The sequence below is a fragment of the Streptomyces zingiberis genome, assembly GCF_012034935.1.
Lineage (GTDB): Bacteria > Actinomycetota > Actinomycetes > Streptomycetales > Streptomycetaceae > Streptomyces > Streptomyces zingiberis.
On the sequence record NZ_JAATEN010000014.1, the window covers coordinates 139,065 to 162,696 of the forward strand.

The window sequence follows — 23,632 nt, forward strand, 5'->3', positions numbered from 1 at the left end:
TCGCCCCGGTCGCGGAGCCCGGGCGGGGCTGGTAGATGTCGGAGGGTCACCGCCGACCACCCACCGCGGCCTGCTGGGGCGGCCACGGTGGGTGGTCATGTCCCGGCGCCGTGCGCCCTCCTCTCCCGTGTCCGCCGGCGCCACCGGGGGCGGAGCCACCGGCGCGCTCCGACGCCGATCCGCCGGTGCCCCGGACGGTGGGAACCCTCCCCGTGGCGCCCCTCCCGGACGGAAGCGGACGACGGCCCGCCCGCTCGGCGCGCGGGACGGCGGGCCCGTGCCCGCCTCCGGGACGGACCCCCGGCCGCGTCCCGCCGCTCCCGCCCCCGGGTGGTGGCACCCGGTCGGCGCACTCCTGTGGCGGGCCGGACCGGCCCGGGATATCTCTCGGAGGGTGACCGCACGGGCACGTGAGGTGCCCGTACCGGTGCCGGGGCCCGCCGGTCCGGCGACGCCCCCGGACGCCCCCGGACGCCCCCGGGCCCTCCGGGTCCGGAGCCGACCGCGAGCCCACTGAGAGCCCACCGAGAGCCCACTGAGCCCTCTTGAGGTAAGGAAGACCCCCACATGAAAGCCACTCTCCGACGGGGCGGCGCCGGCGCCGTCCTCGGCCTCGGCCTGCTCCTCGCCGTGCTCCCCGCCCCCGCGCACTCCGCCGACCGGGCCGAGGAGACCGCGCAGGCGGAGCAGCAGATCATCCCCTGTGGTGACGAGGCGGCGCTGCGGTCCGCCCTCGTCGCCGCCAACACCCGCGGCAGCGGCATCCTCACCCTGCCCTCCGGCTGCGTCTACAGCTTCACCGACGACTACCCGGACGGCTCCGGCAACGCCCTGCCGACCGTGACCGGCAACATCCAGATCACCTCGTTCGGCGCCACCATCGAGCGCTCCGACGCGGCCACCGAGACCTTCCGGGTACTGGACGTGGCCGCCGGCGCCACGCTCACCCTCAACCGGATCACCGTCCGCGGCGGGGATTCCACCACCGGTGGCGGCATCCGCAACGCCGGCCGGCTGATCCTCAACCAGAGCGTCGTCACCGAGAACCAGGCCACCGGCGACGGCGGCGGCATCTACACCACCGACGACCTCACCCTCAACTCCAGCCGGGTGAGCGACAACTCGGCCGGCGGGAACGGCGGCGGCGTCGCCGACATCGGCGGCGACGTACGGACCCTCGGCGGCACGATCCGCGACAACACGGCCACCAGTGACGGCGGCGGCGTCTACGTCTCCGGCAGCGGCGCCACGCTGCGCACCACCTCCACCGCGTTCAGCGGCAACCTCGCCGGTGACCAGGGCGGCGGCATCGGTGTCTTCGGCACCGCCCAGGCCCGGCTGCTCGGCAGCCTGGTCACCGGCAACACCGCCACCTCGGGCGGCGGCATCTACGAGGAGCCGGGCTCCCTCGTCCAGCTCACCTCCACCCCCGTCACCGGCAACACCCCCGACAACTGCGCCCCGGCCGGCAGCGTGCCCGGCTGCACCGGCTGAGCCGGACCGGAGAGCGCGTCCCGAACCCGTCCGCCGTGCCGTGCCGTGCGCCACGGCACGGCGGACGGCCCGCGCCCAGGCCCGGCCCGGGGCCCCGCCCCCGGGCCCGGGGGCGAGCCGGGACGCGGGCGGGCGGTGTGACCCCGGCGCGGGGCCGGGCGGAGGGCCCACGGGGTCACGCGTTCACGCGTAGACCCGCTCGACGAACTGCGCGATCAGGTCGTCCGTGACGTTGCGGGCCAGGTTCTGCTCGGTGACGATGCCGGCCAGCCGGTGCCCGGCCGCCGTGTCGATCACCGGCAGCCGCTTGACCCGGTGGCGTTCCATCGAGTCCAGCGCCTCCTCGACGGAGGCGTCCACGTCGATCCAGAAGATCTCCTGCGCCAGGTCGCCGGCCCGGACCATCGACGGGTCCCGTCCCTCGGCACAGCACTTGATGACGATGTCACGGTCGGTGATCATGCCCTTGAGGCGCTCGTCCTCCCCGCAGATGGGCAGGGCACCGACGTCCAGGTCGCGCATCATCCGCGCCGCGTCGTAGAGCGTCTGGTCCTCGCCGACGCACTGGGCGCCCTGCGTCATGATGTCGCGGACAGTGAGATTCTGCTTGGCAGCCATAGCGGGGCTTCCTCTCTGCTTCCGGGCGATTCGGATGTTCCCGGCGGGTACCCCCAACCGGGCGGAACCCACCCCGTCCGATCACACCACGGATGGCCGCGCCGCACCTCCGGGCCGGGCTCCCGCCCCGGCCCCCGCCGGCGCCGGCCCGTCCCGGGGCCCCTCAGGTGTCGCACTCCAGGACCGTTCCGCACACCCCGCACCGTGCCCGCACCCGGCCCCGCACCGGCACCCGCAGCCGCTGGTGGCAGACCGGGCAGGGGAAGGAGACCCGCAGGGGCGGGCCGGGCTCGAAGGTGTAACCGGCGCCGTCCGCGCCCTCCGCCCGCCGGTCCGCCCCGCCCGTGCGGCCGCCGTCCACCTGTCCGCCCGCGCCACCGCCGGGGGCGGACCGCTCCGCCGGCCGCGGCCGCCGGACGCCGGCCCGCGCCGCCCGGCGGTCCCGCGCGTACCGCAGCCGCGCCGCCGGGCCCGCCGCCGCCAGCGGGGGCCGCCGCCCGTCCCGGCGCGCCAGCGCCAGGCCCCGCGTGTAGGCCGGGTACGCCTGCGGGCTGGTGAACCACGGCGAGGGGTCCTCCCCGAACAGCAGCGCCCGCTTCGCCAGCACGTACCCGTACTCCTCGGGCGTCAGATAGCCCAGCTTCTGCGACTCCAGCGCGGACCGCCGGAACGCGTCGAGCAGCAGCCAGCCCGCGCCCAGATACGCGGCGGCCGTGTCGGTGAGGATCTCGTTCCGCTCGGTCCCGGCGAACGACAGGCCCGCGCGGTGCAGGAACACATGGGTGAACTCGTGGGCCAGGACGGCCCCGATGTCCCGCCGGTGACGGTCGTACCGGGGGTGCAGCTCGATGTCGTACTCCCGGCCGCCGGCCGGATCCACCGTCGCCGCCTCGGCCATCTCCCGGAACGTCACCGCCACCGGCGCCTCCGGCAGCCGCAGATGGCGCACCATCACCCCCGCCACCCGCGCCACGCCCGCCCGCAGGTCCTCGTCATCGGAGAACGCCACCTCGACCGGGAGGACGCTCGCCGTGAACGACCGCAGTTCCCCGGCGGGCAGGCTCCGGTGGAGCGCCGTGACGGCGGACCGCACCGTCTCCAGATGCGGATACCCGTGCACGACCTCGCTCCCCGGCGCCACGGCCCAACTCTACGGCGCCGGGCGGCCCCCGACCGGCCCGCACGGGCCCGCGCCGCCTTCACCGGGCCGCCCCCCGCGCACCGGCACCGGCCCGGCGCCCGGTCCCCGCGCACCGGCACCGGCCCGGCGGCCGGCTCACCGGGCCTCCCCGGGCGGGTGGCTTCCGCAGGGTGGACGCGTCCGGCGGCGGACACCGGCCCCTGTTACGGTGACGCACTGTTCCGCCCGTGCGGCCGTGCCGAATGACCGGAGAGCGCCACGATGACCAACCCGCCCCCCGACGCCACCGCCCACACCGCCACCCCCACCCCGGATGCCCCCGCCGCCCCGGATGCCCCCGCCACCGCCCCGGCCTGTGGGGAGGGGACGGCCGCCGCCGCCGACGCGGAGGTCCGGGCCGAGCTGGAGCGGCTGCGGGAGAGCATCGACAACATCGACGCGGCCGTGGTCCACATGCTCGCCGAGCGCTTCAAGTGCACCCAGCAGGTCGGCCGCCTCAAGGCCCGGCACGCCCTGCCGGCCGCCGACCCCGCCCGGGAGGCACGCCAGATCGAGCGGCTCCGCGGCCTCGCGGAGAGCGCCCGGCTCGACCCGGCGTTCGCGGAGAAGCTCCTCACCTTCATCATCGCCGAGGTGATCCGCCACCACGAGACGATCGCCCGCTCGTAACCGGCCGGCCGACCCGCGGGATCCGGCCGTTTCCCGCGGGGCGGGTACCGCGCGTCCGCCACCACGGCGGATGGGCCGCTCACCCCGTTTGGCAGCATGGCCGCATGCCCGCACTCACCCGCGACGAGGCCCGCGCCCGGGCCCGCCTCCTCGACGTCCGCCACTGCGCCGTCGACCTCGATCTCACCCGCGGCGAGGAGCTGTTCGGCTCCACCACGGTGCTCCGCTTCACCGCGGCCACCGCCGGCGACACCTTCGCCGAGATCCGCCCCGCCCGGCTGCGCCGCGTCCTCCTCGACGGCGAGGAGCTCGACCCCGGCCTCCTCGACGGCAACCGGCTGCCGCTGACGGGGCTCGCCGCGGGCCCGCACGAGCTGCGGGTCGAGGCCGACATGCGGTACTCCCGCACGGGTGAGGGCATGCACCGCTTCACCGACCCGGCCGACGGCGAGACCTACGTCCACACCCACTGCTTCCTCGACGACGTGCAGCGCGTCTTCGCCGCCTTCGACCAGCCCGACCTCAAAACGGTGTTCGAGATGTCCGCCACCGTGCCCGACGGCTGGACGGTTCTCGCCAACGCCGTCACCCGCCGCGTCACCCCGCCCGCCGGCACCGGCGGGACGGACGGGACGGCCCGCTGGGAGGCGGCGCCCACCCCGCCGCTGAGCACCTACTTCACGGCCCTCGCCGCCGGCCCGTGGCACTCCGTGCGCACCGAGCACGCCGGGATCCCCTTCGGCCTGCACGTCCGCCGCTCCCTCGCCGAGCACCTCGACCGCGACGCCGCCGAGATCCTCGGCGTCACCCGGCGCTGCTTCGACCGCTACCACGAGATCTTCGACGAGCCCTACCCCTTCGACTCCTACGACCAGGCGTTCGTCCCCGAGTTCAACCCGGGCGCCATGGAGAACCCCGGACTCGTGCTCCTCCGCGACGAGTTCGTGCACCGCTCCGCCGTCACCGACACCGAGCGGCAGACCCGGGCCATGGTCGTCGCGCACGAGATGGCCCACATGTGGTTCGGCGACCTCGTCACCCTCCGCTGGTGGGACGACATCTGGCTGAACGAGTCCTTCGCCGAGTACCTGGGCTTCCGCACCCTCGGCGAGGCCACCCGCTTCCGCTCGCCCTGGACCGACTTCGCCGCCTCCCGCAAGAGCTGGGGCTACGACGCCGACCAGCGGCCCAGCACCCACCCCGTCGCGCCCGCCCCCGGGGGTGTGCCGGACACCGCCTCCGCCCTCCTCAACTTCGACGGCATCTCCTACGCCAAGGGCGCCTCCGCCCTGCGCCAGCTCGTCGCCCGCCTCGGGGAGAGGACCTTCCTCGCCGGGGTCAACGACCACATCGCCCGGCATCGGTTCGCCAACGCCACCCTCGCCGACTTCCTCGACTCTCTCGCCCGGGCCTCCGGGGAGGACGTCCACGCCTGGGCCGCCCGCTGGCTGACCACGAGCGGTGTGGACACCCTCACCGCGGAGGCCGGGGACGTGCGGCCGGCTTCCGGCAGCTCCGGCGGCGCGGACGCCTCCGGCGCGCCCGGCGACCCCGGCGTGCCGGGTGTGCCCGGCGACCCCGGCGCGCCCGGCGACCCCTCCGCGCCGGGTGTGCCCGGTGGCCCGCCCGCCCGGGAGGCACACGACGCCGGTGAGAACCCCGGCCACCCCGGGCCCCGCTCCGGCGCCGCGCCCGGCCACCCCGGTGAGCGGCCGCCCGTCCCCGGCGGCTCCGGGGACCGCGCCCGCAGCGCGGCCGCCGCCGGGCGCCCCCGCTGGCGGCTGGCCGTCCGCCACACCGGCAGCCGCCCCCACCGGCTCACCGTCGACCTCTACGACCACGGCCCCGCCTCCGGCCCGCTCGTCCTCCGCGACCGGCTCACCGTCGACGTCCCCGCGGACGGCGACGCGCCGGCCCGCACCCTGCCCGGCCCCCGCCCCGACCTGGTCCTCCTCAACGCCGACGACCGCGACTACGCCAAGCTCCGGCTCGACCCGCGTTCCTGGGCGACCGCCCGTGCCGCCCTCTCCCGCGTCCCCGACCCGCTGGCCCGCGCCGTCCTGTGGACCACCGCGCGGGACATGGTGCGCGACGGGGACCTCGACCCGGAGGAGTACCTGGGGGCCGTCCGCGACCACCTCCCGCACGAGACGGACCTCGCCGTCGTGCCGTCCGTGCTCACCTTCGCCCGCCACGAGATCGCCGACCGTCATCTCCCCGCCACCGCGCGGCCCGCCGCCCTCGCCGGTCTCACCGGCGTCTGCCGCGCCTTGCTGGACCGCACCGGATCTCCCCGGCGCACCGGCGGTCCGGCGGGTCCGGGAAACGGCGCGGGAACCGCCGGCGGCGGGGGAGAGGGCCCCGGGGGAGGCGGCGGTGAGGAGCGCGCCGGGCTGCGGCTCGCCGCCGTCCGCGGTCTCCTCGACCACCACACCGGCACCGGCGAACTCAGCGGCTGGCTCACCGCCGGCACCGTCCCCGGCGGGCCGGCGCTCGACCCCGAGCTGCGCTGGCGGCTGCTGCTCCGCCTGGTGGTGCTCGGCGCCGCCGGACCCGCGGAGATCGACGCCGCGCTCGCCGCCGACCCCGGCGCCACCGGGCGGGAGGGCGCGGCCCGCTGCCGCGCCGCCCTGCCCGACGTGGCGGCCAAGGAGGCCGCCTGGGCCGCCCTGTTCACCTCCGGCGACCTCTCCAACCGCCTGGTCGCCGCCACCGCGCAGGGCTTCTGGCAGCCGGAGCAGCGCGATCTGCTCGCGCCCTGGGCGGAGCGCTACTGGGACGACGCGCCCGCCGCCGCGGCGCGCCGGGGCCCGGCCGTGGCCGCCGTCCTCGGCCGTGAGGGGTTCCCCGCCCACGCCGTCGACGAGGCCACGCTCCGCCGTGGCCGGGAGTGCCTGCGCGCCCCGGACCTCCTTCCGGCCCTGCGCCGCCCCCTGGCCGACCGGCTCGACGACCTGGCGCGCGTGCTGCGGGCCCGCGCGGCCCGCGCCGGCGGCTGAACCCACCCGGCCCCGGGGCGAGGGCGCGCGCCACAACCGTCCGCCCGCGCCCCGGGCCGCCACCCGGCCGTCCTCCCCCCGGTCCAGCGGGGAGGGCCGCCGCCCGCCCCGGGCCCCTTAGGCTCACGGCGCCCGTACCACCAGCAGCGCGATGTCGTCCGCCGTCTCCTCCGGCGCGACCTCCGCCAGCAGCCGGTCGCAGAACTCGCCCAGCGGGCGCCCCGCCAGCTCCAGCGCCCGGCCGCGCAGCCGCTCCAGGCCGGTGTCCAGCGGCTGTCCCGGCGCCTCCACCAGGCCGTCGGTGTAGAGCACGAGCGTGCTGTCGGCCGGCAGCGGCACCGTCGCGTTCGTCCGCTCGTTCTCCGCCTGGGTGCCCAGCAGCAACCCGTGCCCCTCCTCCAGGAACCGTGGCGCGCCCTCCGGGGGGATCAGCAGCGGCGGCGGATGCCCGGCGTTGTGCCAGGTCAGTTGCCACGGGCCGGACTCGCCGCGCTCCAGATGGCACAGCACCAGCGTCGCCATCGGCGCGTCACTGATGGTCACCAGTGCGCGGTCCAGCCGGTCGACGATCTGGCACGGCGGCTCCCGCACGTCCCAGGCGAACGCCCGCAGCATGTTCCGCACCTGCGACATGTTCGCCGCGGCCTGCAGATCGTGGCCGATGACATCACCGATCACCAGGGTCGCCGCCCCGTCCGGCAGCACGAAGGCGTCGTACCAGTCGCCGCCCACCTGGGACCCCTCCGGCGCGGGCAGATAGCGCGCCGCCATCGCGAGCCCCGGCACCCGCGGCAGCGGCGTCAGCAGGTGCAGCTGCATCGTCTCCGACACCCGCCGCTGCCGGTCGTAGAGCTGCGCGTTGTCCACGGCGAGGCCGGCGCGCCGCGCGATGTCGTCCACCAGCGCCAGGTCCTCCCGGTCGAACGGCTGTTCCTGGTCCGCCCGGCCCACGGTCAGTGCCCCCATGACGCCCCGGCCGCCCCGCAGCGGGGCGATGACCGCCGCGTGCATGCCCGTGGTGCGGAACAGGTCCTTCTGCGCCCCCTGGATCGCCGAGTCCGGCTCGCCCGCGTAGTGCTCCGGGCCGACGAACAGCGCCGGGGCGCCCCGCAGGACCCGCTGCAACGGTGACCGCGACTCCCAGGACACCCGGTCCGGCAGCCGCCCCTCCAGCTCCGCGACGTTCACATGGGTGCCGTTCTCGTAGTGCACCACGGCGACCCGCACCACTTCCTCCTGCTCCCCGAGGAGGTCCACCACCGCCCAGTCACCCAGCCGCGGCGCCACCAGCCGCACCAGCCGCCGCAGCGCCTCCCGCATGTCCAGCGTCGAGGTCAGCACGGTGGTGATCTCCGACACCAGGGACAGCCGCTCGGCCCGCCGCCGCAGCGCCGCGAGGTGCGCGTCCCGCCGCCGCGCCTCCTCCTCCTGCTCCGAGAGGTCGAAGAAGGTCACCACCGCCCCGGCCCGCTCGCCCGTCACCAGGTACGGCGCCATCAGCCAGCCCACCCGGAGCAGCGAACCGTCCCCGCGCCGGAACCAGGCGCCCTGGGTCCGCGTCGGCACCCCGGCCCGCAGCGCCGCCAGCAGCGGGCACCGGTCGCGGGGCGCGGCCGAGCCGTCCTCCTCCCGGTGCAGCAGGTCGTGCAGGTCCGCGCCGAGGAACCGCTCCTGCGCCAGCCGGGTGATCTCCGAGGCCCGCGGGTTGACGACCAGGATGCGCGCCTCCGAGTCCACCACCAGCACCCCGGCGTCCAGGCCGTAGAACATCGCGTTCAGCAGCTCCCCGCCGGGCAGTGGACGGTACTCGCCGTCGGACGCGCCGACCATCAGCGGCTCCCCTGCTGTGCGGGAACGGAACGCACCGGGAGTACCCCCCACCACGCGCTTCACGCGCCGCGTGCGGGTGACGGCGGGCCGCCCGGGGCCCCGCGGACGGTGGGCGCGGCGGTACGGGGCGGTACGGGCGACGGCGCGGCGGGAGCGGGCCGGGTGGCCCGGCCGGCGCGCGGCGGTGGGGGCCGGAGGGCGGTACGGGGCGGCGGCCGGGCGCCGGGCGGGAGGGGAGCACCGCCCCGGGGGAGCGGCGCCGGGCGGTGTCGGGCCGTCTGTCTGCTCGCGGGCGGGGCGGAGGAGCCGGGGCCCAGGAGGGTGCGTCCGGCAGGGCGTGCCGACTGGGCGTGCCGGCAGGGGTTCAGTCTGCTGTGCCGGGCCCGGGAGCCGCCGGACACGGGGGCGCCGGGTGTGGCGGGCTGCTGGGGAGGGGCGGGCGGTGACCGGAACCCTCACGGAACCGGCCCGGTGCGCGGAACCCCCGCTGCCGCTCCCCGCCGCTCTCCGTCAACCCGGGGCCCGGCGCCTCACCCCCCGCGCGCGGGGCTCGCGCACGCGGTGAGGGGATCCCAACGCGCCGCGATTTCATGGCAGTTGGCCCGTTCTGCTCGGTCCTGCGATGAACCCGGCGGGTCCGGAAAGCGTGTAGAGGAGTGTAAGGCACCCCCGGCCCGCCGGGGCGACCCACCGGATCGTGTGCCCCCGAACCCGACCAAAGGGCTTCCCATGTCGCACGGCGCCTTCCCCACCTCGCGCCCCTCCGGCCCCGGCACCGGGCCGGCCCCCACCGGCCCCGGCCCGGGCCCCGCCCCGGGCCCCGCCTCAAGGGGTACGGCCGCCACCGGCCGCGCCTGCGCGGACCCCGCGGCGGCCGCCCTGGCCGGCGGCGCCCACGGGCCGGCCGCCCTCGAACCGCTGCTCCACACCGTGCTCGACGCGCTCGGCACCGGTGCCCGCGACCGCCGGGGCCCGCTGCCCCCGGGCGGGCCCAAGGTCGTCGCCGACCGCCTCCGCACCGCCCTCCACCCCGTTCTCCCCGAGGACGGCGGCGGCCCCCGCGAGGCCCTCGCCACGCTCGTGAAGGCCCTCGCCGAGGGAGCCGCCGACCCCGCCGACCCGCACTGCGCCGCCCACCTCCACTGCCCCCCGCTCGCCGTGGCCGCCGCCGCCGACCTCGCGGCCGCCGCCCTCAACCCCTCCCTCGACTCCTGGGACCAGGCGCCCGCCGCCACCGCCCTGGAAACCGAACTCACCCGGGCCGTCGCCGCCCTCGTGTACCCGCGCTCCCCCCTCCCCGACGCGGTGGTCACCAGCGGCGGCACCGAGTCCAACCTCGTCGCCCTGCTCCTCGCCCGGGAACGCGCCCGCGCCACCGGCGCCCGCACCGTCCAGGTCGTCTGCGGCACCAACGCCCACCACAGCGTCCACCGCGCCGCGTGGCTCCTCGGCCTGCCCACCCCCGTCACCGTCGCCTGCGACGCCGGGCGCGTCCTGCCCGCGGCCCTGGACCGCGCCCTGGCCGACACCGCCGGGCCGGCCCTCGTCGTCGCCACCGCCGGCACCACCGACGAGGGGCTGATCGACCCGCTGGACCAGCTCGCCCGCGTCGCCACCACCTACGGCGCCGAACTCCACGTCGACGCCGCCTACGGCGGGGCCCTCCTCTTCAGCGACACCCTCCGCGGTCGCCTCGACGGCCTCGACCGGGCCGTCACCGTCACCCTCGACCTGCACAAACTCGGCTGGCAGCCGGTCCCCGCCGGGCTTCTCGCCGTCCGCGACACCACCGCGCTGGAACCCCTCACCCACCAGACCGACTACCTCAACGCCGACGACGACACCGAGGCCGGCCTCCCCGACCTCCTCGGGCGTTCCCTCCGCACCACCCGGCGCCCCGACGCCTTCAAGATGGCCGTCACCTTCCGCGCCCTGGGCCGCACCGGCCTCGCCCGCCTCGTCGAGCACTGCGTGCACGCCGCCGAGCGCCTCGCCGCCCTCGCCGACGGCCACCCCCGGCTCCGCCGCCGGCCCGGCCCCGTCGGCATCAGCACCGTCCTCCTCCGCCCCGCCGCCGCCGACGACCTCGCCCGCACCGACGGCGAGGACGCCGGTGACGCCTACGTCGCCGGCGTCCGCCGCCGCCTGCTCACCGACGGCCGCGCCGTCGTCGGCCGCGCCCGCGCGAGGGACGCCGACGGGCACACCCGCCTCTGGCTCAAGGCCACCCTGCTCCACCCCGCCGTCCGCCCCACCGACCTGGAGGCGCTCGCCGAGACCCTCGCCGAGACCCGGCCCTGACCGCCGGGCCGGCCGGCCCCCAGCCCCCTGACCGTCCAGCCCCCTGACCGTCCAGCCCCCTGACCCCTCCCGATCCCCTGCCCCCGGCCCCGGCGCGCCACCACACCCGGCCACCCCCCACCACCAGCGGCAGCCACCGGCCTCTCACCCGGTGCGGGAACTCCGGCCCCACCCCACTGACCAGGCCCGCCCCGGCCCGGCCCGCGGCCCCGGCACCCGCCGGAGCATCCCGCCCCGGACCGGCGGCGGCCCCCGGACGGAAAGAGAACCGATGAGCACGACGCTCCCCACCCGCGCCGTCACCGGACACCACCGGCCCGGTGACCCCGCGGCCATCGCCGACGCCGTCACCACCGGGAACCTCCTCCGCTGCTGGGTCCGTGAGACCGGCGTCCCCCGGCCCGCCGACGGCCATCTGCGGCTGCGCCTCCCCGCCTCCGGCGCCACCCTCGAAGCTCCCGTCATCCACTGGTCGGCCACCGGGCACCACCGCTTCGGCCGCGTCCGCCTGCACACCGGCACCAAGGCCCCCGCGCCGCTCGTCGCCTCCCTCCTCGCCGTCGAGACCGCCGCCGGCGACGCCGCCGCCGTCACCGACCTCACCGCCCGCGTCACCGACTCCGCCCACCGCGTCGCGCACTTCCTCCGCGCCCGCCCGCACACCGTCGAGCCCCCCGCCACCCTCTTCCTCGAAACCGAACAGGCCCTCGTCACCGGCCACCCCCTGCACCCCACCCCCAAGAGCCGGGAAGGACTCACCGACACCGAGGCCGCCCGCTACTCACCCGAACTCCACGGCTCCTTCGCCCTCCACTGGTTCGCCGCCCACCCCGCCGTCCTCGACAGCGACTCCGCCCTGGCCCGCCCCCTCCAGCCGCTCCTCGCCGACCTCGCAGGCCACCCCGACGCCCCGCCCGGCACCGTCCTCGTCCCCGCCCACCCCTGGCAGGCCCAGGACCTCCTGCACCGGCCCGCCGTACGCACCCTCCTCGACGGCGGACACCTCCACGACCTCGGCCCCTCCGGCGCCCCCTGGTCACCCACCTCCTCCGTCCGCACCCTCTACCGGGCCGACGCGCCCGTGATGCTCAAGCTCTCCCTGGGCCTGCGGATCACCAACTCCCGCCGCGAGAACCACCGCACCGAACTCCGCCGCGGCCTCGCCGTCCACCGCCTCCTCGACGCCGGGCTCGCCGGCGCCCTCCGCGCCGCCCACCCCCGTTTCCACATCGTCCGCGACCCCGCCTGGCTCGCCGTCCACAGCCCCGGCTCCACCACCCCCACCGGTCTCGACGCCGTCGTCCGCGCCAACCCCTTCCGCGCCGCCCGCGCCGGGACCCGCCCCCGCGGCTGGACCGGCTGCCTCGCCGGGCTCCTCGCCGAGCGCCCGGACCGTCCCGACCACCGCTCCCGCATCGCCGGGATCCTCGACCACCTCGCCCGGCAGACCGGCCACTCCACCCGGCGCACCGCCCGCGCCTGGTTCAGCCGCTACCTCGACGCCGTGATCACCCCGCTGTGCTGGCTCTACGCCGAGTACGGGCTCGGCCTCGAAGCCCACCAGCAGAACACCCTCGTCACCCTCGACGCCGACGGCTGGCCCACCGGCGGCCACTACCGCGACAACCAGGGCTACTACTTCTCGCCCGCCCGCAGCCACGCCCTCCACCGGTGGATCCCGGACATCGGCCGCGACCTCGGCACCTACGTCGACGACGCCGTCATCGACGAACGCCTCGGCTACTACATCGGCGTCAACAACATCCTCGGCACCATCGGCGCCCTCGGCGCCCAGGGCCTCGCCGACGAGGAGGACCTCCTCGCCGAGACCGACCGCCACCTCGCCGTCCTCGCCGCCCGTCACGGCGACCGGCTCCCGCCGGCCGCCACCCTCCGCGAGGCCCCGACCCTGCGCTGCAAGGCGAACCTGCTCACCCGCGTCCGGGGCCTGGACGAACTCACCGGGCCGCTGGAGAGCCAGTCCGTCTACGTGGACATCCCCAACCCGGTGGCGGAGGCCCGCCGGTGAACGCACCCGGCCCCGGTGCGGCCCCCGGTGCGGGCCCCGGCCCGGGATCCGGACCCGGCCCGGACCCGGCGTGTGACCCGGTGCGTGACCCCGGGACCGCTCCCGCGTCACCGCCCGGGTCCCCGTCCGCGCCCGCGCCGGGGCCGCGACCCGCGCCGGGGAGCGCCGGGGCCCTGGGCACCTTCGCCGCCCGCCTGACCGCCGGCCGCTTCACCCTCCGCCCCGCCGATCCCGGCACCGACACCGCCCTCCTCCGCGCCTGGGCCGCCGATCCGGAGGTCGCCCGCTGGTGGCCGGAGCTCGACCGGCCCGCGGCGGAGGTCCGCCGCCATCTGGCCGGCCAGCTCGCCCAGGGGCGCTCCACCCCCTGCGTCGGCAGTCTCGACGGCGTCCCGGTCAGCTACTGGGAGCTCTACCGCGCCGACCTCGATCCGCTCGCCGGCCACTACCCGGCCCGGCCGCACGACGCCGGTCTCCACCTGCTCATCGGTCCTGCCGCCCAGCGGGGGCGTGGCCTCGGCCCCCGGCTGATCCGCGCCGTCACCGGTCACCAGTTCGCCGCCGACCCCCGCGCCCGCCGGGTCCTCGCCGAGCCCGACCACCGCAACGCCCGCTCCGTCGCCGCCTTCCGCCGCGCCGGCTTCCGCCCCGCCGGGAGGATCGCCCTGCCCGGCAAGACGGCGGTGCTCATGGTCCGCGAGCGGCCCGCCCCCGGCCCGCGGGAACCCCCGGGCGACCCGCCCGGACGCTCATCGGAGCGCCCTCGCGCACATACCTCCATTTGTCAACAACCTTTCAGGTAAAGGTTGTTGAGCAGTCGCCCCGAGCCCATTCGCTACCCACTGGTAGGTCGTAGGGTCACTCCATGCGCCGAGCGAAAATCGTCTGTACCCTGGGCCCCGCCACCGACACCTACGACCAGATCAAAGCCCTGGTCGACGCCGGCATGGACGTGGCCCGTCTCAACCTCAGCCACGGCAGCTACGCCGAGCACGAGGCCCGCTACCGCCACGTCCGCAAGGCCGCCGAGGAAACGGGCCGCAGCGTCGGCGTCCTCGCGGACCTCCAGGGACCCAAGATCCGTCTCGGCCGCTTCCGCGAAGGTCCCGTCCTCCTCGAACGCGGTGACGAATTCACCATCACCGTCGACGACATCGAGGGCGACCGCCACCGCTGCTCCACCACCTACGCCGGCCTCGCCGCCGACGTCGCCCGCGGGGAGCGCGTCCTCGTCGACGACGGCCGCGTCACCCTGGAGGTCACCTCCGTCGAGGGGCCCCGCGTCCACACCGTCGTCATCGAGGGCGGCCTGGTCTCCGACCACAAGGGGCTCAACCTCCCCGGCGTCGCCGTCTCCGTCCCCGCCCTCTCCGGCAAGGACGTCGAGGACCTCCGCTGGGCGCTGCACACCGGCGCCGACCTCATCGCCCTCTCCTTCGTGCGCAACGGCCGCGACGCCGACGACGTGCACCGCGTGATGCGGGAGGAGGGCCGCCGCCTGCCCGTCATCGCCAAGATCGAGAAGCCGCAGGCCGTGGAGAACCTCGAGGACATCGTCGCGGCGTTCGACGGCATCATGGTCGCCCGCGGCGACCTCGGCGTGGAGATGCCCCTGGAGAACGTCCCCATGGTGCAGAAGCGGGCCGTCAAGCTCGCCCGGCGCAACGCCAAGCCCGTCATCGTCGCCACCCAGATGCTCGACTCCATGGTCGACGCCTCCCGCCCCACCCGCGCCGAGGCCTCCGACGTCGCCAACGCCGTGATGGACGGCACCGACGCCGTGATGCTCTCCGGCGAGACCAGCGTGGGCAAGCACCCCGTCCAGACCGTCCACACCATGAGCCGCATCGTCGAGGCCGCCGAGCAGGAGCTCCTCACCCAGGGCCTGCCCCCGCTCGTCGCCACCCACAAGCCCCGCACCCAGGCCGGCTCGGTGGCCCGCGCCGCCGCGGAACTCGGGGACTTCCTCGGCGCCCGCTACCTCGTCGCCTGCACCCAGTCCGGCGACACCGCCCGCCGCCTCTCCCGCTACCGCTCGCCGATCCCGCTGCTGGCCTTCACCCCCGACCCGGCCACCCGCGCCCAGCTCAATCTCACCTGGGGCGTGGAGACCTTCCTGAGCCCGCAGGTCGGCTCCACGGACGAGATGGTCGCCCAGGTGGACGCGGAGCTGCTGCGCGGCGGGCGCTGCGATCCGGGCGACATCGTCGTCATCACCGCCGGGTCCCCGCCGAGCGTCCCCGGCACGACCAATCTGGTCCGCGTCCACCACATCGGTGAGGACGTCTCCGCGGACGGCTGACGGCCGGGCCCCGGGGGCCCCGCCCCCACCCCCGATGCCGGGTGCCGGACCGTGCCGCCCGGGCCGGCCCGGCACCCGGGACGCCGGGCCCGCCGCCCGCGGAGGGGCCGGCCCGGGGCCCGGCCCCGGGGCGCCGGTCAGGAACCGGCCGGGCCCGCCGCGTCCATCACCCGCCTGGCACCGGCGGGGACGTTCCCGGTGGAGAAGGTGGTGTTGTCGCGGGCGACGTTCCCCCGGTCCCCGTCGGTGATCCCGGTGATGGCGGGGTTCGTGGTGTAGTTCCCCGTCAGGGTGAGGTTCCCGGTGTGGTTGCCGTTCTGGTTGTTGGCGTGCGCCCACTGGCCGGCGGTGCGGAGGAAGACGTTGGACCGCGCGGTGAGGTAGCGGGAGCCCTCGTCGAAGTACAGGCCGAGCTGCCCGCTGTTCTCGCAGAAGTTCTCCTCGACGGTGCTGCCCGGCATGGCCGACAGCGTGTAGACACAGCCGGCGTCGAACATCGTCCTCACGACGTCGCGCACGTGGTTGCCCACGATCCGGACGTCCCGCAGGGTCGTCGGCGTGGTGTACACGGGTTGGTGGTCGTACAGGCCGCGGTTCCTGTACTCGGGGCTGCCGCCCGGGTCGTTGGCGCCCCACCCGTAGCCCACGCCGATCCCGGTGTACGGCATGTCGGAGACCTCGTTGTGCTCGACGGCCAGCCCCGAGACGTAGCTGGCGAAGATCCCGTCCTGGTCGAGGTACTCCAGGGCGGTGGCGTGCACCCGGTTGTCCCGGAGCACGATGTCCGCGTTGGTCATCCGCGGGTCGGACGGATGGTGCGCGTCCGGCCGCACCCCGCCCACCACGATGCCGCCGCCGGCGCTCGCCGTGAACGTGTTGCCCGTCACGGACACGTTCCGCGCGCCCAGCCCCACCCCCGTGGCGTGCGCGTTCGCGTCGTTGCCGATGCCCAGCCCGACGGAGCCGAGATTGACGAAGGTGTTGCCGGCGAAGGTGATGGACTCGGCCGCCGACACCTGGACCGCCCCCGGCGTCTGGGCCCAGGAGTTGCGGGCGCCCTCGAAGCCCTTGCAGCCGGTGGCGCACGAGGTGAAGGCGTCGGCGGGCCGGTGCGGCTGGACCCCGCTGATGAACGCGCCCGTCTGCTGGTTGGCGTAACCGTCGGAGGAGCCGGGGTGCAGCCAGGTGGTGCCGGTGAAGGTCAGCCCCTCGAAGCGGAGGTTCCGCGCGGGCGCGCCGTAGCTGCCGCCGACCTCGACCAGCCGCTCCAGGCGCGGGAGTTCGACCCGGGCGGTGCGCAGATCCTGCCCGGCGAGCGGCTTGTAGTACAGCGTCCCCGACCCCGTGTCCAGGTACCACTCGCCCGGCTCGTCGAGGAAGCTCCTGGAGTTGAGCAGGGAAAACTCCGGCGTCCGGAACGGGGCCTGGAGGGTGTCGTACCCGTAGGTGTTGTTGTCCCAGGCCGGCTGGCGCATGAGGACCCGGGTGCCGGAGATGCTCTGCACCGGGGCGAACCGGTTGGTGAACGACAGCATCCCCTGGAACTCGACGCGCCGCTGGTCGGGCAGGTTCCCCAGATACGACAGGGCCGGGTTCAGCAGGGTGAAGCCGGAGGCGTCCAGGCGGATGTCGGACCGGGCCAGCCGTAACCGCGCGCGCTGGGCGGGTCTCCCGTCGACGTAGAGCTGGCGGGTGTCGAACCCGGTGCCGACATCGGCCTTGTAGATGCCCTTCGCCGCGTCGTCGAGGACCCAGCCGGTCACCGGCTGAGACCCGCTGACCAGCGGCCGGGCCCCGGGGGCGGCCCGCCAGGTGACGGTGTGACCGTTCCGGCCGGAGTCGGCGGCGCCGAACCGCAGCGGCGCGGCCGGCCGGTGGGTGCCCGCCAGTAGGGAGACGGTGACGTCACCGTCCCCCGCGGCGGCCAGGGCCCGGGCGCGCCGCTGGGCCTCGCCGAGGCTCCGCAGGGGCCGCTCGGCGGTGCCGGGCCCGCTGTCGTCGGCGCGCGCGGTGCCCTCCGCGGCGACGACGAGGGTGTGCGTGGCGGAAGCGGCGGGCGCGGCGGATGCGGGCAGGGCCGCGAGCAGCCCGGCGGTGAGGGCGGCGGCGGTGGCCGCGGCGAACGCGCGGACGGTGGGGGAGCGGAAGGTGGGGGGAGGCACGGTCGGGTCCTTTCCGTGGGGGCGAGACGCACGGGTCAGTGGTGAGCGGTGTACGGCGCGCCGGCGCCGGTACCGGTGACGCTGTTGGTGCCTGTGCCTGTGCCTGTGCCTGTGCCTGTGCTCGTGCTCGTGCCTGTTGCCCCGCCGGGACGGCGGGGAGGGCCGCCGGAGGCCGCCGGCCGGTCCGGCCGGCCGGGGCCCGGGCCGGCGGTGTCCTCCCCGGGGACGGCCAGCAGCCGCAGCCCGGCCGCCGCGGGCCGCACGGCGGGGCCGTCCCCCGCGGGAGCCGCGGGGGACGTGGCGGCCGGGGCGGCCGCGGCGATCGCGGCCTCGTCGACGTGGATCCCGAGCCCCGGGGAGCCGCCGAGGACGAACGCGCCGTCCCCGACGTGCAGATCGATGTGGAGACCGGCCGGCGGCCGCAGCTCCTGCACCTCGCTGACCAGGTGGTTCGGCAGGGAGGCCGCCGCGTGGACCAGCGCGACGGGCGTGTTCCCGATCGGGCTCACCGGCAGGTCGTGGGCGTGGGCCAGCGCCGCCACCCGCAGGAAGTGCGTGACCCCCCAGACCGCCGAGGCCTGCACCACGTCCACGGCTCCCGCGGCCAGCAGCGGACGGTACTGTTCGAGCCCGGTGAGGTTCTCCCCGCTGGCGACGGCCGCCCGGACGCCCCGCCCGACCGCGGCCAGCCCTTCGGCGTCCCAGCGCCGGACGGGCTCCTCGACCCAGGTCAGGTCGAGGGTGCGCTCCAGCTCGCAGATGTGGCGCACCGCCTGTTTCCGCGACCAGGTCTCGTTGGCGTCGAGCATCAGCGCCGGCCGGCGGCCGGGGGAGGCCCGGCTCAGCACGTCGCGGACCAGCGTCAGCCGGTGGCGGTCCCGCTCGACGTCGAGACCGCCCTTCAGCTTGGCGGCCCGCAGCCCGTGCGCGGCGTAGTCCCGGTAGACCGCGGCCAGTTCCTCGTCGTCCAGGCCGATGTCGAGCCCCGAGGCGTAGCCGGGGACGCGCGGGACGCGCCCTCCCAGCAGGCGCCACAGCGGCTCGCCCGCCGCCTTCGCCTTGAGGTCCCACAGGGCCGTGTCGAGCGCGCCGATCGCGCCGAAGAGCGCCCCGGAGTGGCCGGCCTTGAACGTCCGCCGCAGCATCCGGTCGTACAGGGCGGTCACGCAGCGCGGATCCTCCCCCTCCAGCGCGGTGAAGACCTCCGCCAGCCCCGCGTGCGGGCCGATCCCGACGCCGGTGAGCCCCGCGTCGGTGTCCACCAGGACGAGGGGCACGGGAACGGCCCCGCCGGGGTGGATCCCGTTGGCGTCGCCGACGGGACGGCCCCATTCCTGGACGGTGGTGAGGGTACGGAAACCCGTGATCCGCATGTCAGCCCTTCGTGGCGCCGGCGGTGACCCCGTCGGCGATCTGGCGCTGGAAGAAGAGGTGGAGCAGGAGTACGGGGACCGCGGCGATCAGCACCCCCGCGGCGAAGACGGGGACGTCCTGCGCGTACTGCCCGCGCAGCGAGGTGACCCCGACCATGAGCGTGCGGTGTTCGGGGGACGGCATCACCAGCAGGGCGATGAGCACGTCGTTCCAGCAGAACAGGGCGTCGAGGATGCCGACCGACAGCAGCGCCGGGGCGCCCAGCGGCAGCATGACGCGGCGGTGGACGCCGTAGAGGGTGTTCCCGTCGATCCGCGCCGCGTCCACGAGCTCGCGCGGGACCGAGGCGTAGTAGCTCGTCATCAGGAAGATCGTGAACGGCAGGAACTGGGCGACGTAGGCGAGGACCAGCCCCGGGTAGGTGTCGACGAGCCCGCCGTCCGCCATGATCCGCACCAGCGGCACCATGATCACCTGAAAGGGGACGAACAGTGCGGCGAGACAGCCGAGGAACAGCGCCCCCGACCCGCGGAACCGCAGATGGCTCAGCGCGAAGCCGGCCATCGACCCCAGCAGCAGGAGCAGCGCGACGGCGCACACCACCACGAGGAGCGAATTGACCGCGTACCGCGCCATGCCGACGCCCGTCCACGCCGTGACGAGGTTCTCGGCGTGCGGGGAGCCCGTGGGGGAGAAGCGGTCGAGGACGTACTCCCGGCGGGTCTTGCCCGCCACGTTGGCCGTGAACAGCAGCGGGTAGACCGTCGCCAGCGCCAGGAGCGCCATCGGGACGGCGGCCAGCCGGCGGCCCGCGCGCCCCATCAGTGCTCCCTCCCCGAGCGGCGGAGCAGCCCGATCTGCGCGAGCCCCACCACGAGCATGAGGAGGAAGAGTACGGTCGAGGCCGCCGCGGCGAGCGCCGGGCGGTCCATCTGCCCCTGCTGGATCCAGATGTAGAACTCCGGCAGGTGGGTCGCGCCCTCCGGCCCGCCGCCGGTCATCACGTACAGCAGACCGAACATCGAGGTCAGCATCCCGATCATGGTGGTGACGAAGACGAACTGGATCGTGCGGGAGAGACCGGGGACGATCACGTGCCGGAGGGTCGCCGGGAAGGAGGCGCCGTCCACCTTCGCGGCGTCCAGAAGACTGGTGTCCAGGGCGGCGAACCCGGCGAGGAAGACCACCAGGGCCATCCCGAACGTCGCCCACACATGCACCCCGACGACCGTGAACAAGGCGACGTCCGGATCGCCGAGCCAGTCGACCGCCCCGAGGCCGGCGCCTTCCAGGGCCCGGTTGAGCGGCCCGTCGTAGGCCAGCAGCAGATTGAAGATCGCCCCTGCGATCACCGGTGACAGCACGGCCGGGAAGAAGTACACGCCGCGGTAGAACCGGTGCCCCGGCACCCGCAGATGGATGAAGGTGGCGAGCAGGCCCGGGATCGCCACCGCCACCGGCAGCAGCAGCACCAGCGTCCCGGTGTTCCGCAGCGCGCTCCGGAAGAGCGGATCCCGCCACAGCTCCCGGTAGTTGTCCAGGCCGACCGCGGTCCCGTCGCGCGCGCCGTCGCCGGTGAAGGAGAAGTTCACACCGAGGACGAGTGGCCACAGCCGGAGCGCCACGAGGACCAGCACGGCCGGGGCCACCAGCACGTACGGCGCGAGCCGCTCGCCCCGCGCCCCGCCCGCGACCCGGCGCGCGGCGCGCCCCGCGGGGCCGGAGCCGCGCCCCGTCCGCGGCGCGCCCCGTTCCGCGCCGGACGGAACCGCAGCGCCGGGAGGGGACGGCGCGGACGCGCCCGCCCGCGGCACCGGTCAGTCCTCCCGCTCGGAGGCGGCCAGCCGGCGGAGCGCTTCGTCGATCCCGGCGGAACCGCTGAGGATCTGCTGGGACAGCCGCCCCATCAGATCCAGCGTCCGCGAGGAGAGCGCGACGTGCAGCGCGGGCCTGCCGGTGCCGATGCCCGCCACGATCGTGTCGAGCGCCGGACCGCCGCCGGACATCTCCACCTCCGTGTCGGACACCACCGCCCCGGCGTCGGCGTGGAACGCGCGCAGCGCCTCCGTCGAGGTCAGGGCGCGCACCAGGTCGGTGGCGAGCTCCGGCTCCGCGGTGCCCTTCGCGACCGCGTACCCGATGCCGCCGTCGTAGGGGAGGGCCGGTTCCGCGCCCTCGGCCGCGCGCGGCGCCGGCATCACGCCGATGTCCCCGGGGTCCAGGAACTCGCCGAACTCCTTCCAGTGCCCCACGTCCGACATCAGCCCGACGACATGGGCGGCCTTGCCCGACTCGAAGCGGGCGAAGGCGTCGTTGAACAGCGCGGTCGAGTTGGCGCCCGCGGTGTTCAGCCCCCGGTCGCCGGCCTCCTTCCACAGCTCGAAGATCCGCCGCACGCCGGGGGAGGTCCAGTCCCGCTTCCCGGCGATCCAGTCGTCGTACTCCCGTGGCGTCAGGACGCCCGGGCCGAGCCCCGAGAGGAAGAACTGGATGCCGAAGCCCTCCTTGTTGCCGAGGGAGAAGCAGCGGGCGCCGGTGGCCTCGGTGATGGCCGCGCAGTCCTCGACCAGACCGCTCCACGTGGTGGCCGGGCGCCCGGGATCGAGACCGGCCTTCGCGTAGAGCGCCTTGTTGTAGTAGATCGGGTGGCCTTGCAGGGTCACCGGCGCGGCGTAGACCGTCCCGTCCGCGGTGAAGGCCTCCCAGCCGGCCAGCCGCTCACGGTCCCCGGCCGGCATCCCGCCGAGCGGGAGCAGCGAGGCCGCCCGGTCCCGCAGCCGGCCACCGCCGTTGAAGAGCATCACGTCGGGGCCCGCGCCCGAGCGGAGGGCCGCGCCGAGCAGCGTGTAGTACTGCTCGAACGGCTGGGCCACGAACTTCACCGTCACCCCGGGGTGGTCCTCGGCGAAACGCGCCTTCGCCCGCTCGATGTAGGCCGCGGCCGTCTTGTCGCCCGACTTCCAGTCCCACACCACGAGGGTGCCGTCCGTCCCGCCGGACGGCCGGCCCGACCCCGCGCTGCCACAGCCGGCCAGGAGCACCCCCGCGATCAGGACGGCCGAGCCGAGTACGCGTCGCTTCATGACTGCTGACCTTCCGTCACACGCTGAGGACCGGGGCCGGCGGAGCTGACCCCGGAACGTAATTCGTATGACGAATGACGTCAAGGGGTGGCGCCTATACTGGTGCCCGGCCACGCGGCGGGGCGCCGCCGGGCCCACCGGAGGGACCATGACCGCACCCCGGCCCGCGCCGGCCACCACCCCCGCCCCGCCCGACTGGGCGCGGCGTCCCGCCAACCTGGCACGGGCCGTCACGGCGGAACTGGTCGGCCGGATCGTCCGCGGCGACCACGCTCCCGGCACCCCGCTGCCCCCCGAACCCGCCCTCTGCGCCGCCTTCTCGGTCAGCCGCACCGTGATCCGCGAAGCGGTGAAGGTCCTCCAGGAGAAGGGCATGGTGCAGGTCCGCCAGGGGTCCGGCACCACGGTGACCCCGCCGGCCCGGTGGAACATGCTCGACGAGCAGGTGCTGGCGGCCACCATCGCCGAGGACGAGGACCTGGCGATCCTCGACGACCTCGTTGTCACCCGGCGCCTGCTGGAGTCCGACATGGCACATGTGGCCGCCCGGATCGTCACCCCCGACGCGGCCGGCCGGCTGCGCGCCCTGGTCGACCGCATGGACGAACTCGTCGAGGACCACGTCGCCTACCACGAGCACGACCGCGCCTTCCACGACCTGATCATGCGCATCTCGGGGAACCGCATCGCCCGCGCCGTGGTGCGCTCCCTGGAGAGCCAGGTCGTCAACACCGCCCGCTACATGGGCCGGACCGAGCGGTCCCTGTGCGTCGCCTCCAACCGCGGCCACCGCCGGATCTGCGAGCGGATCACCGCCCACGACCCGGCCGGCGCGGCCGACGCGATGTTCACCCACATCACGGAGGCGTGGCTGGTCCGCCGCCCGGCGCCCGCGGACCCGGTGCGGCTGGAACGCTGACGGCCGGGGCGGGCGCCGGGGCGGGCCCGCCTCCGGGCTCCGGGGGATCCCCCGGCCCGTTCTGCCTCATCCGCCCCGGGCCCGGAGCCCGCCCCGGTCCGCCCGCCTCCGCCCGCCGGGCGGGGCGGGGCAGCCGGTCCGGTCCCGGCCGTGGGCCCTCGCTCCCTTTCCCGCACCCGGGGAGCCCCGTCCCCGCCGCCATGACCTGCGGCGCCGTCAACTCCCCTGCGGGCGCGGCCGGTACGGGCCACCGACGGAGTCGTGCCGGAGAGGTTGACGCCGCGAGCAGACTCCCTATGATCCGTGTCTGACACTTCGGTCGCTGTTCGCGATGTCGAACGAGAAGTCTCGCTGCCCCTCCGGCAGTCGCACGCCCCACGCGCCACCCCGCCCCGTGCCCCACGCGCCACCCCCACCCCGCGCCGCTGAGCCCTCCCGCACGCTCTCGCACCCGCCCGGCACGTCAGATCCACCGGAACATCTCTGACCTGCCGGAACAACGGACGGCTCCCACCGGCCGGCCCCGGCCCCGCCGCCAGGGAGACCCCGGACGTCCCTCACCACGCCCGGCGAGCCGCCTCCCCGGCACCCGCACCGCCCCGCCCTGCCCGCACATCCCCGTGCCCCACCCCCACACCCCCCGGGCCCCCCCCCCCCGCCCCCCCCCCCCCCCCCCCCCCCCCCCCCCCCCCCCCCCCCCCCCCCCCCCCC

General features: G+C 76.0%; 16 protein-coding genes. 8 read left to right on the plus strand and 8 right to left on the minus strand.

The window, feature by feature from the left end:
- Nucleotides 1-567: 567 nt before the first annotated feature.
- Nucleotides 568-1,494: a hypothetical protein gene (locus HCK00_RS18405; protein WP_168103082.1), complete on the plus strand. Its 927-nt coding sequence runs from the start codon at nucleotides 568-570 to the stop codon at nucleotides 1,492-1,494.
- A gap of 183 nt (nucleotides 1,495-1,677) precedes the next feature.
- Here the strand turns inward: HCK00_RS18405 and HCK00_RS18410 are convergent, their stop codons facing one another.
- A complete protein-coding gene (locus HCK00_RS18410; protein WP_168103083.1) occupies nucleotides 1,678-2,112 on the minus strand; it encodes a CBS domain-containing protein in 435 nt (144 codons plus the stop codon).
- A gap of 163 nt (nucleotides 2,113-2,275) precedes the next feature.
- A complete protein-coding gene (locus tag HCK00_RS18415; RefSeq protein WP_168103084.1) occupies nucleotides 2,276-3,253 on the minus strand; it encodes a hypothetical protein in 978 nt (325 codons plus the stop codon).
- A gap of 261 nt (nucleotides 3,254-3,514) precedes the next feature.
- Here HCK00_RS18415 and HCK00_RS18420 point away from each other — a divergent pair, with 261 nt between their 5' ends.
- Both HCK00_RS18420 and pepN read left to right on the plus strand, forming a co-directional pair.
- On the plus strand, nucleotides 3,515-3,922 hold the full coding sequence (locus HCK00_RS18420) for a chorismate mutase (protein ID WP_277348258.1): 408 nt from the start codon (nucleotides 3,515-3,517) through the stop codon (nucleotides 3,920-3,922).
- 104 nt (nucleotides 3,923-4,026) lie between these two features.
- Nucleotides 4,027-6,921 carry an aminopeptidase N gene (gene pepN, locus HCK00_RS18425; protein WP_168103085.1) on the plus strand — a complete coding sequence of 965 codons (2,895 nt, stop codon included), beginning with the start codon at nucleotides 4,027-4,029 and terminating at the stop codon, nucleotides 6,919-6,921.
- Nucleotides 6,922-7,044: 123 nt separating this feature from the next.
- On the opposite strand, the gene HCK00_RS18430 is transcribed toward pepN, so the two are convergent.
- The gene (locus tag HCK00_RS18430) at nucleotides 7,045-8,751 is read right to left on the minus strand and encodes a SpoIIE family protein phosphatase (protein WP_168103086.1); all 1,707 of its coding nucleotides are present in this window, start codon (nucleotides 8,749-8,751) and stop codon (nucleotides 7,045-7,047) included.
- Between the two features lie 729 nt (nucleotides 8,752-9,480).
- Here HCK00_RS18430 and HCK00_RS18435 point away from each other — a divergent pair.
- From HCK00_RS18435 to pyk, 4 genes are all read left to right on the plus strand, one after another.
- Nucleotides 9,481-11,052, plus strand: a complete 1,572-nt coding sequence (locus HCK00_RS18435) for a pyridoxal phosphate-dependent decarboxylase family protein (protein WP_168103087.1) — start codon at nucleotides 9,481-9,483, stop codon at nucleotides 11,050-11,052.
- 271 nt (nucleotides 11,053-11,323) lie between these two features.
- Nucleotides 11,324-13,081: an IucA/IucC family protein gene (locus tag HCK00_RS18440; RefSeq protein ID WP_168103088.1), complete on the plus strand. Its 1,758-nt coding sequence runs from the start codon at nucleotides 11,324-11,326 to the stop codon at nucleotides 13,079-13,081.
- A gap of 80 nt (nucleotides 13,082-13,161) precedes the next feature.
- Nucleotides 13,162-13,884: a GNAT family N-acetyltransferase gene (locus HCK00_RS18445; RefSeq protein WP_375781977.1), complete on the plus strand. Its 723-nt coding sequence runs from the start codon at nucleotides 13,162-13,164 to the stop codon at nucleotides 13,882-13,884.
- A gap of 62 nt (nucleotides 13,885-13,946) precedes the next feature.
- Nucleotides 13,947-15,383 (plus strand): pyruvate kinase, encoded by a 1,437-nt coding sequence (gene pyk / locus HCK00_RS18450; RefSeq protein WP_168103090.1) that lies wholly within the window; start codon nucleotides 13,947-13,949, stop codon nucleotides 15,381-15,383.
- Nucleotides 15,384-15,520: 137 nt separating this feature from the next.
- On the opposite strand, the gene HCK00_RS27755 is transcribed toward pyk, so the two are convergent.
- From HCK00_RS27755 to HCK00_RS18475, 5 genes are all read right to left on the minus strand, one after another.
- A complete protein-coding gene (locus HCK00_RS27755; protein ID WP_168103091.1) occupies nucleotides 15,521-17,545 on the minus strand; it encodes a right-handed parallel beta-helix repeat-containing protein in 2,025 nt (674 codons plus the stop codon).
- A gap of 35 nt (nucleotides 17,546-17,580) precedes the next feature.
- On the minus strand, nucleotides 17,581-18,918 hold the full coding sequence (locus HCK00_RS18460; protein ID WP_168103092.1) for a mandelate racemase/muconate lactonizing enzyme family protein: 1,338 nt from the start codon (nucleotides 18,916-18,918) through the stop codon (nucleotides 17,581-17,583).
- Nucleotide 18,919: 1 nt separating this feature from the next.
- On the minus strand, nucleotides 18,920-19,741 hold the full coding sequence (locus tag HCK00_RS18465) for a carbohydrate ABC transporter permease (RefSeq protein WP_168103093.1): 822 nt from the start codon (nucleotides 19,739-19,741) through the stop codon (nucleotides 18,920-18,922).
- Complete coding sequence (locus HCK00_RS18470; protein WP_311765377.1) at nucleotides 19,741-20,574, minus strand: carbohydrate ABC transporter permease; 834 nt, start codon at nucleotides 20,572-20,574, stop codon at nucleotides 19,741-19,743. The genes HCK00_RS18465 and HCK00_RS18470 overlap by 1 nt, the downstream gene beginning before the upstream one ends.
- A 162-nt stretch (nucleotides 20,575-20,736) precedes the next feature.
- Complete coding sequence (locus HCK00_RS18475) at nucleotides 20,737-22,002, minus strand: ABC transporter substrate-binding protein (RefSeq protein ID WP_168103095.1); 1,266 nt, start codon at nucleotides 22,000-22,002, stop codon at nucleotides 20,737-20,739.
- A 148-nt stretch (nucleotides 22,003-22,150) separates the two neighbouring features.
- On the opposite strand from HCK00_RS18475, the gene HCK00_RS18480 reads away from it, so the two are divergent.
- A complete protein-coding gene (locus tag HCK00_RS18480) occupies nucleotides 22,151-22,921 on the plus strand; it encodes a FadR/GntR family transcriptional regulator (protein WP_168103096.1) in 771 nt (256 codons plus the stop codon).
- Nucleotides 22,922-23,632: the final 711 nt, after the last annotated feature.